The organism is Micromonospora orduensis (genome assembly GCF_006228125.1).
GTDB classification, from domain to species: Bacteria; Actinomycetota; Actinomycetes; order Mycobacteriales; family Micromonosporaceae; genus Micromonospora; species Micromonospora orduensis.
The window spans coordinates 1-6,660 of the sequence record NZ_VDFY01000254.1 but is presented as its reverse complement, the minus strand read 5'-3'; the positions used below and the strand labels follow the sequence as shown (position 1 = coordinate 6,660).

General features: G+C 71.3%; 6 protein-coding genes. 2 read left to right on the top strand and 4 right to left on the bottom strand.

Annotation, left to right across the window (positions count from 1 at the left end; all coding sequences use genetic code 11):
* Positions 1-731 precede the first annotated feature (731 nt).
* Complete coding sequence (locus FHG89_RS28245) at positions 732-1,673, top strand: diacylglycerol/lipid kinase family protein (protein WP_139587450.1); 942 nt, start codon at positions 732-734, stop codon at positions 1,671-1,673.
* A gap of 16 nt (positions 1,674-1,689) precedes the next feature.
* Here FHG89_RS28245 and FHG89_RS28240 read toward each other — a convergent pair whose 3' ends face one another.
* From FHG89_RS28240 to FHG89_RS28225, 4 genes are all read right to left on the bottom strand, one after another.
* The gene (locus tag FHG89_RS28240; protein ID WP_139587449.1) at positions 1,690-2,112 is read right to left on the bottom strand and encodes a histone; all 423 of its coding nucleotides are present in this window, start codon (positions 2,110-2,112) and stop codon (positions 1,690-1,692) included.
* Between the two features lie 173 nt (positions 2,113-2,285).
* Positions 2,286-4,169: a Xaa-Pro dipeptidyl-peptidase gene (locus FHG89_RS28235; protein WP_139587448.1), complete on the bottom strand. Its 1,884-nt coding sequence runs from the start codon at positions 4,167-4,169 to the stop codon at positions 2,286-2,288.
* A 166-nt stretch (positions 4,170-4,335) separates the two neighbouring features.
* Positions 4,336-4,821: a DUF2231 domain-containing protein gene (locus FHG89_RS28230; RefSeq protein ID WP_139587447.1), complete on the bottom strand. Its 486-nt coding sequence runs from the start codon at positions 4,819-4,821 to the stop codon at positions 4,336-4,338.
* 239 nt (positions 4,822-5,060) lie between these two features.
* Positions 5,061-6,074 carry an SEC-C domain-containing protein gene (locus tag FHG89_RS28225; RefSeq protein ID WP_244295935.1) on the bottom strand — a complete coding sequence of 338 codons (1,014 nt, stop codon included), beginning with the start codon at positions 6,072-6,074 and terminating at the stop codon, positions 5,061-5,063.
* Between the two features lie 110 nt (positions 6,075-6,184).
* Between FHG89_RS28225 and FHG89_RS28220 the strand changes: the two genes are divergently transcribed.
* Entirely contained in the window at positions 6,185-6,556 is a 372-nt protein-coding gene (locus FHG89_RS28220) for an alkaline phosphatase family protein (protein ID WP_244295933.1), read from the top strand.
* Positions 6,557-6,660: the final 104 nt, after the last annotated feature.

The window sequence follows — 6,660 nt, the reverse complement described above, 5'->3', positions numbered from 1 at the left end:
AGAGACAGGGGTGGCCCGCCCACCCCACACCGACACCCAAACCAGACACCACGCCCAGCCCGGCCATCCGGCGAACCGGACATCCCAGCACTGGCGTGCCTGGACGGTTCTGTCACGGGTCAGCAGGTCCCATCACGCGTTGACGGCTCGCCTCGCCCCGGACCCGCCCGTCGGGGGCTGATCGACTCGGTATCGGCGATGTCGCGGTGTCCGGGCGCAGGGATGCCCCGTGTCGCCGATAGGGAGTCGATCGCGAGGCAGCACTTTCCCCGAAGTTGCGCACGCGTAGACCGCCAGCACGCGGCAAAGGCCGCGCGCAGGCGGAGCGCGCGGCAGGACGCGACTCGCCCGTCAATAGGCGGACGGCCGCCCGCAGCCGTCCGTCGGCGGTCGACCAGTGGTCGGAGCCATACGTGCCTCTGAGCCTTATACCTCAGAGGCATAAATATGACTCTGAGGTATAAGGCTTCCTGGTGTTGCTGCCGCCCGTGACCGATCTCCACAGGAAACATTCAGCCAGGCGGCCAGCGACGGCCAGGAGCGGCAAGCGAATGGCGGGTTGCCGGCACCCGGTGCGTCACGGACTCGGACATCCGGCCCATCCATGCACGATCGGCGCGACAGCCGGCGCCGAGCCCCGGGCGGCCGCCCGGGCTGATGTCGCCGGGGCGGTGCCGGGCGGCGATGCCCAGGGGCGTAGCGAATCGGTCGGTTGGGTAACACCAGCGGCCATGAGCACGAGCGCCGCACCCCCCGCCGCACCCCCCGGCACGCCCGTGGCCGCCCGGCTGGGCACGGTCGCGGTGGTCGCCCACCGCCGCAAGAGTCTCGGTGGCGGCCTCGACGAGCTGCGGGCGACCCTCGCCAGCGCTGGGGTCGACGACCTGCTCTGGTACGAGGTGCCGAAAAGCCGCAAGGCGCCGAAGAAGGTCCGCAAAGCGCTGAAGAAGGGCGCCGGGCTGGTGTTCGTGTGGGGTGGGGACGGCATGGTGCAGCGCTGCGCGGACACCCTCGCCAACTCGGGGACCCCGATGGCCATCCTGCCCGCCGGCACCGCGAACCTCTTCGCCGCGAACCTCGGCATCCCCGAGGATCTCCAGGAGGCGGTGCACATCGGCCTGCACGGCCGACGGCGCCGGCTGGACCTGGGCCGTCTCAACGGCGAGCATTTCGCGGTGATGGCCGGCGCCGGGTTCGACGGTGAACTGATCCGCGCGGCCGATCGGGACCTCAAGGGTCGGCTCGGCCGGCTGGCGTACGTCTGGACGGGGTTGCGGCACGTTCGGGGAGAGTTGGTGCACACGCGCATCCGGGTGGACGGGGTCACCTGGTTCGACGGCGAGGCGAGCTGCGTGCTCTTCGGCAACGTCGGCACGATCACCGGTGGCATTCCGGCCTTCGACGACGCCCGGCCGGACGACGGCTGCCTGGAGGTGGGTGTGTCGACCGCGAGCGGGGCGATCGACTGGGCCCGCACCCTCGGCCGGATGGCCGCGGGCCGCTCGACGGACTCGCCCTTCGTCCGGATCACCCGGGGCCGCCGGGTGCGGGTCCGCTTCGCCACCCCGCGGATGTACGAACTCGACGGTGGCGCGCGTACCGCTGTACGGAAGCTCAAGGTGCGTTCGGTGCCCGGGGCGCTCACCGTCTGCTGCCCCGACCCGCCCGCCTGACCGACGCTGAGCGGTATCAGGACTTCCGGGCCGTACGCCGGTTGCCGAACGACTCCATCGTGGTCGCCTTCTTGGCCGGCGCCCTGGTGGCGGACGTGGTGCGGGCCCGGGCCGACGCGGCCTTCTTCGCGGGCGCCTTCTTGGCGGCGGCCCTCGTCGCGGGCGCCTTCTTCGGCGGAGCGTTCTTGGCGGTGGCCGCCTTCGCCGTCGGCCTGCGGGTGGGCGTGGCCGTGGTGGCGGACGTGTCCTTCTTCCGCGCGACGCGGGGCGTGGTCGGTGTGGGCTTCTCGCCGGGAGCCTTGGCCGCGCTCGCGCCGGTGGCCCGCTTCGTGGCGGTGGCGACCTTCTTCGCCGCGACCTTCCGGCTCGGCGGCATCGTCTTCGCCCCGGTGGCCTTGGCCGGCCTGCGCGCCGGGGTGATCGTCTTGCGTGGGCTCATCCTCGCTCCTCCTCGGGTGACGCTGGCATCGCCAGCACTGCCCGACAGGTGTCGGCGGGCCGCCCGGCCCGATCGGCGAGGTCTTCCCGCGCCCCGCCCCGCCAAACTTGGGACGAAAGACGGATGGGGCAGCCCGACGCATCGGACCGCCCCACCCGTTCGGAAAAACCGGCTCAGAACCCGAGTACGCCCCGACCCCCGACCACCGGCAGCCGCAGCTCGCTGTCGTTCGGCGCGACCCGCAGCTCGGTGCCGCCCAGCGGCAGCAGCGTGTACTCCTGGTCGCTGGAGAAGACGACCACCCCGATCCGGTGGCCCGCCGGGAAGATGTAGTCCTTCGGCTCCAGGGTCCACCGGTAGTCGTACAGCTTGCCCTGCTTCACCGGCTCGGTGCGGGCCGGACCCTTGCGGTTCTGCGGGTCCATCCATCCCCGGGTCACCACGGTCGGCGCGGCGGTCGAGCCGGCCGGACCGTAGTCGACCAGGTACGCGGTGAGGTTCGCGTCCGGCTTGTTGTCGATCGCCATCCGTAGCCGCATCTCCGGACGCCCGGAGATGCGGACGTCCTGGGTCAGCACGGGGGAGCGGTAGGCGAGTCGGTTGGGGCTGGCGGTGTCCGGGTTGGCCACCAGGGTGTCCGGGTGGATGGTCCGCCCCTCGTCGACGAAGCCCTGCTCGACCCGGGCCTTCGGCGGCTTGCCGGAGGTGAGCGCGCCCGGGGCGGTCGCGTCGGTGGCGGCGAGGTTCACGTCGACGGTACGGGCCGCGGGGTCGGGCCAGTTGGCGTACGTGGTGTAGGCCCGGTTCTCACGCTGGATGACGGCGGTCGGCTCGTCCATGATGCCGTTGCGCACGTTCCACAGCCAGAAGTCGAACCAGCGGTTCTCGGTCTGCTTGTACGTCCACGTCCGGCCGTCGGGCAGGGTCACCGACGCGCTGCTGCCGGGGCCGCCGTGCCCGCCCTGGTGCAGCCAGATCTTGCGGGGTACGTCCCGCTTGGCGAGCTGGTCCCACCAGTTGGCGAAGTGCCCGGTCTTCACGTTCCAGTCGTTGAGGCCGTGCACGACGAAGACGCTCGCCTTGACGTTGCGGGCGTCGAGGTAGTCGCGCTCCCGCCAGAATGGCGAGTAGTCACCGGTGGCCCGGTCCTGTTCCTCGGTGATCTTCGCGAGTTCGTCGGCGCAGGTCCCCTCGGCCCGTGTCTGCCCGGCCGTGTACTGGGCCAGGACGTCGAGGTCCTCACCCTGGAACGTCCCGGGTGCGACGACCAGACCGTTGGCCCGGTAGTAGTCGTACCAGCTGCTGATGGCCGAGACCGGCACGATGGTCTTCAGTCCCTTGACCCCGGTGGTGGCCACCTGGTTGGGCAGCGTCCCGTTGTAGGACACGCCGGTCATGCCGACCGCGCCGGTGGTCCAGCCGGCGGTGACCGGGGCGCCGTTCGCGTCGTACCCCTTGGCCCGGCCGTTGAGCCAGTCGATGACGGCCTTGGTGCCGAGGGTCTCGGCCTGGTCGCCGCTGGTGGGGCAGCCGTCCGAGTCGCCGGTGCCGATGCTCTGGCCGAGCACCACCGCGTACCCGCGGGGCACGTAGTAGTCGTCGAGCGAGCCGGGCAGGTTGGCCTTCGCCTGGGCACGCTGGGCGCCCACGTCGAGCGACCGACGCCCGGAGCCGTGGGTCAGGCCGTTCTGCGGCAGGTCGTCGACCAGCACGCTCGGGTAGGGCACCTCGTCCCAGGTGCCCTTGCGGTACGGGCTGTGCTCGAAGATGACCGGCACCTTGAAGCCCTGGGTGGCGGTTTCCCGGGGTCGGGAGATGTCGATCGCGACGCGGTCGGGTCGGCCGTCGTGGTCGCTGTCCACCGGGGTCTGGACGAACACCCGCTCCTCGATCGCGTCGGCGAGCGAGAACACCGGTTGGGTCATGCCGTCGGCGACCACGATGCCGGTGGGCGTGGTGGCCGTGGGCGGGGCCGCCGCCGCGGTGGGGGCTGCGCTGAGCACGAGGGCGCCGGAAACACCGACGCTCAGTAGTGCCAGATGGCGGGGTCGACGCATGCGCGTCTCCCTTCGGTCGGGCTGGTAGCCGGGTCTCGGCACTGACGAATCCTGAAGATCCATTCGCCGTCATGCTAGGCGTGGGTGGTCGTTCCGTCGATCCCTTCGAATGGGGATACGGCTTCTGTTCCACCTGGAAGTCGGCGTCCGGGCGCACCACCGGACGTCACTGGCCCTCCCAGACCGCCTTCGCGCCGGAGTCGCCGGTACGGATCACGTAGTACACGGCGACGCCGGCGGCGACCACCGACAGCACCTGCAACGCCAGGGTCAACGGCCGATTGGGACGTACGCCCTCGGCGGTGCGCGGCGGAACGAACCGGACCAGCGCCAACGCGACGACCGCCAGCCCGATCGTGGCGTAGAGGGTGAGGTCGCCGAAGTCCTGGTGCGCCTCCAGCTTCGGCACGAACTCCGGGGTGACCCGGTTCGCGGAGCGCATGCGCTCGAAGAAGGCGTCACCGGTGAGCTTCGCCAGCAGCGCGGCGAGCGGCGCACCCAGGGCGAGCAGCGCCAGCACCCAGCGCGTGTGCGGCCGGATCGGCGCGACGAGCGCGTAGCCGATCGTCAGGAGAGCCAGCAGCGGCACGAACACGACCGCGGCGTGCAGGACGAGAGGGTGGGCGGGGATGCCCATGAACTCCTCGAACATCGGCGTCTCCTCGGGTGGGGGTCGAGTGGACGTCGATCGTCCAGCAATCAGCGGTCGCAGCGCAACGCGCCAGGTCGACGCGTGGGCGGGGATCCAGAGTCCTCAGGCCACCGCGGCCCGCACACCGAGACCGACCAGGATCACCCCGGCCAGCCGATCGAGCATCCGTCGGACACCGGCCGTACGCAGCCGGGCGGCGGCGCCGGCGACAACGTGCCGCCACCCGCTGACCGACGCCCTCAGCTGCGGGAACGTGGCAGGCAGTCCTTCTTGTACTTCAGGCCGGAGCCGCACCAGCAGGGGTCGTTGCGCTCCGGCGGCCAGGGCACCCGGGCGCTGAGCTGTGCCGCCACCTCGGCCGCGTAGCCGGCCCGGATCTCCGGATCGGACGGATCCCCGCCGCGACGCCGGGCGAACGCGTCCAACCCGGCCACCGTCGCGGCGAACACACCCAACCCCGTGCGGCCGGCGTTCGCCAACTGGACCAGCGCCTTCTCCAGCCGGGCGCGGTGCGCGTCCCAGTCCGGTCCGTACACGTCGGTCAGCTCGGCGTGCTCGGCTAGCAGACGATCGAACTCGTCCCGGCGCCAGAGGAGCAGATCCGAATCGCCGCCCTGGCGCTCCGCCGCCCGACGGACGAGCTGGTTCTCCAGCCGGTCGGCCAGGTCGTCCTGCCGGTCGTGCGGCAGATTGAGATTCCGGCGTACCCGGTGGCGCTGTTGCAGCAGGAAGAAGAGCACTCCGGGCGCGTCCGGAGGACCGACCTCCGGGTCGGCCGCCGTGGCGCGCTCACCGAGCAGGCTGTCCACCGCCTCGCTCAGCCACGTCTCGGCGATCGACGAACGACCACCGGCGTCCAACGCCGCACTCAGGTACGCCGGCGCGTCGGGCTGCGTGAGCAGCCACGAACGCAGCGCCGTCAGCTCGGCCATCGCCTCGTCGTCCCGGCCACCGGCCCGGAACAGGGCCCGCGCCCGCAACGCGCGGGCCACCCCGGCCCGGGGATCATCACGCGACGGGTACGCCTCCAACGTCCGGTCCGCGTAGCGCAGCGCGGCATCCGGTCTCGCCCGGATGTCCGCGATCTCCGCGGCCAGCGTCAGCGCGTCGCCGGCGTCATCCGGATCCTCCAGGCGGCCCTGCTCCGCTGCCTCGGCCAGGTCGGCGGCGACACCCAGCGGATCGGCCGCCCCGAGCGCCGAGCGCCGCAGTTCAGCCAGGTCAGCCTTGGTGAGTACGTCTCTCGTCGGCACGACCTCACGGTACGTCGGGGTGCTCCCGGACGGCCTGATTATGGCCATCTGCCGTCAACCCGTCGTCGGTAGCGTCCGGTCGCCAGTTTCTCGACCAGACCGCACAGAGGGTGAGCCATGGGCATCGTGGATCGGCGTACGTTCCTCAAGGCGATGAGAACCGCTCCTTCGACCACTACTTCGGCGCCATGCGCGGCGTACGCGGCTTCGGTGACCCCCATCCGGCGACGCTGCCGTCCGGCAAGGACGTGTGGCACCAGCCCGACGGCGCCGACGAGTTGCTGCCGTTCCGGCCCGAGGTGAAGGACCTCGGCCAGACCTTCCTGCCGGACCCGCCGCACGGCTGGAACGACGGGCACGCCGCCTGGAACGACGGCCGGTTCGACAATCGACATCCTGGCGTCGAACCCCGAGGTGTGGAGCAGGATGGCGCTCTTCATCACGTACGACGAGGAGGGCGGGACTGCCCCGGGTTCGGTTGACTCGCGGGTTTGAGTGGTTCAGGCCGCGTGTACGGGCTGGTTGATTGTCTCAAACTCGATCGGGGTGAGCCGTCCGAGGCGTTGTTGCCGTCGCCGGCGGTGGT